Source organism: Polaromonas sp. P3_C2 (assembly GCF_056402675.1).
Genome location: NZ_JBFUGX010000547.1, coordinates 1 through 2,877, shown reverse-complemented (window position 1 = coordinate 2,877; position 2,877 = coordinate 1). Strand labels below are relative to the sequence as shown.

Below are 2,877 nucleotides of genomic sequence, written 5' to 3'. Positions count from 1 at the left end.
CAGGTACTCCTCGAGAACTTCATTGATGCTCTCGACCTGGTCGCGTACCGGCTGGCGGACAAGCTCCGCCTCGCCCTCCTGGAATTTCAGCCAGAACGCATCGATGCGCTGGGCGAGCTCAGCGGGTGAAAGCGTTTGTGGTGCTTCTTGCGTCATACCAGCTCGATCGCCATGGCCGTGCCTTCACCGCCGCCGATGCACAAGGTGGCAACGCCTTTCTTCAGGCCGCGGGCCTTGAGCGCGTGGATCAGCGTGACCAGGATGCGGGCGCCGGACGCGCCGATGGGGTGGCCCAGCGCGCAGGCGCCGCCGTTGACGTTGACGATGTCGTGGCTGATGCCGAGTTCTTTCATCGCGGCCATGGGCACCACGGCGAAAGCTTCATTGACTTCCCACAGGTCCACGTCTTTGGCGCTCCAGCCGATCTTCTTGAGCAGCTTGTTGACCGCGCCGACCGGGGCGGTGGTAAACCATTCAGGGTCTTGCGCAAACGTGGCGTGGCCGAGGATGCGCGCGATGGGCGTGGCGCCCAGTTCTTTGGCGGTGGATTCACGCGCCAGTACCAGGGCGGCGGCGCCGTCGTTGATGGACGAGCTGGAGGCGGCGGTGATGGTGCCGTCTTTCTTGAAGGCAGGCTTGAGTGTGGGAATCTTGTCGAGCTTGACCTTGCCCGGGCCTTCGTCGATAGAGATCACCGTTTCGCCGCTGCGGCCCTTGACGGTGATGGGCGTGATTTCGGCCTTGAAGGCACCGGATTCGGTGGCGGCCTTGGCGCGGTTCACGCTGGCGGTGGCAAAGGCGTCCTGCGCTTCGCGGGTGAACTTGTACTTGTCGGCGCACTGCTCGCCGAAGGTGCCCATGGCGCGGCCGGGTTCATAAGCGTCTTCCAGGCCGTCGAGCATCATGTGGTCATAAATGCGGTCGTGCCCGATGCGGATGCCGCTGCGGCCCTTGAGCAGCAGGTGGGGTGCGTTGGTCATGCTTTCCATGCCGCCGGAAACCATCACGTCGCGGCTGCCGGCGATGAGCTGGTCGTGCGCGAGCATGGTGGCTTCCATGCCGGAGCCGCACATTTTGGACAGCGTGACGGCGCCCACGCTGGCGGGCAGGCCGCCCTTGAAACCGGCCTGGCGTGCCGGCGCCTGGCCCTGGCCGGCCATCAGACAGTTGCCGAACAGCACTTCATCGACCTTTTCAGGCGCAATGCCGGAACGTTCGATGGCGGCCTTGATGGCGTAGCCGCCCAGGTCATGGGCCGACAGGCTGGCGAAGTCGCCCTGGAAGCCGCCCATGGGGGTGCGGGCTGCGCCGAGGATAACGATGGATTCAGACATGAGGAGGTCCTTTCAATTGATGAGAAAAATTCGGGAGGCATCTGTCAACAAGCCGCGACGGACGCAGGATAAGTAGCAAAGCCAAGGTGGAGCGCGCTCCCAGCCAGCCAGGGCCGCGGAACCGGCTTTGCCGGGCCGCAGGCGCAGCGCCACCGAGGGGCTGGAGCCCGCGGCTCCAAGCCTGCCTGCGCAGGCTTGGACGGGCGACAGAGGCGAAGCGTCTCGCGAGCCGCGGCCTGCAAGGCCTCGCGCATTACACGGAGCCGAAGGCGAAGTGAAAAGCGTGGGGGCCAACATCTTCTAGGGCGTCAGGCCGCTCAGGCCTGTGAGCACGGGCTCGGGCGGCAGTTGCATGAGGACTTCATCGTGGGGAGCACCGGGGCTGTGCAGCGCGACAAAGCGTTTCTCGCGCTCATAAGGAAATACGTCGTGCACGTGGCCGGCCTGGATGCGTGCCTGGTGGCTTTGCCAGAAATGGGCGTCGAGCAGGTCGCCGTGGTGCTTCATGAAGACTTCGCGCACCGCGTCATTGCCGAGCAGGAAGGGGCCGAAAGTTTCGGGGAACACGTCCTTGGGGCCGACGGTATACCAGACCTCGCCGCTCATCTCTTCTTCCTCGTTGCGCGCGGCGGGCACCTTGCGGAAGTTGCAGTCGGTGATGTATTCGATCTCGTCGTAGTCGTAGAACACGACCTTGCCGTGGCGCGTGATGCCAAAGTTCTTCCAGAGCATGTCGCCGGGGAAGATGTTGGCGGCCACCAGGTCCTTGATGGCGTTGCCGTATTCGACGACGGCACGCTCGATCTGGTCCTGGGCTGCCGGCTCTTTCACGCCGGCGTCAAAGGCTTCCTGCAAATAGATGTTGAGCGGGATCATGCGCCGCTCGATGTAGACATGCTTGATGATGACTTCGGTGGCACCGTCGCCGTCGCGGTCGCTGATCTCAAGCTGGCTGGGCGCGAACTTTTCGATCTCGGCGATCAGCTCGTCGCTGAAACGTTCGCGCGGAAAGGCCACTTCGCTGTATTCCTGCGTGTCGGCCATGCGGCCCACGCGATCATGCTGCTTGACCAGCAGGTACTTGCCCTTGATCTGCTCGCGCGTGGTGTCTTTTTGCGGCGGGTAGTAGTCCTTGATGACCTTGAACACGTAGGGGAACGAGGGCAAGTCGAACACCAGCATGACCATGCCCTTGATGCCGGGCGCAATGCGGAACTTGTCGGTGGAGTGCCGCAGGTGGTACAGAAAGTCGCGGTAGAAAAGCGTCTTGCCCTGCTTGGCCAGGCCCAGCGCGTTGTAGATTTCAGCGCGCGGCATGTGCGGCATCATGCTGCGCAAAAACTGCACGTAGGCTGACGGGATGCCCATGTCGACCATGAAGTAGGCGCGGGCAAAGCTGAACAGGATGAGCAAATCATCTTCACCAAACAGCGCGGCGTCGATGACCAGTTTACCGGCCTTGTTGTGCAGCACCGGCAGTGCAAACGGCACTTCGTTGAAGCCGTTGATGATCTTGCCCACAACGTACGCGCCCTTGTTGCGG

The 2,877-nt window shown here is 62.9% G+C and carries 2 protein-coding genes; both read right to left on the bottom strand.

The features are described from left to right. Positions 1–152 precede the first annotated feature (152 nt). Positions 153–1,334 carry an acetyl-CoA C-acyltransferase gene (locus AC1DWI_RS18735; protein WP_477670098.1) on the bottom strand — a complete coding sequence of 394 codons (1,182 nt, stop codon included), beginning with the start codon at positions 1,332–1,334 and terminating at the stop codon, positions 153–155. A gap of 300 nt (positions 1,335–1,634) precedes the next feature. Next, positions 1,635–2,877, bottom strand: a 1,243-nt coding sequence (gene aceK / locus AC1DWI_RS18730; RefSeq protein WP_477725426.1) for a bifunctional isocitrate dehydrogenase kinase/phosphatase, incomplete at its 5' end; no start/stop codon positions are given.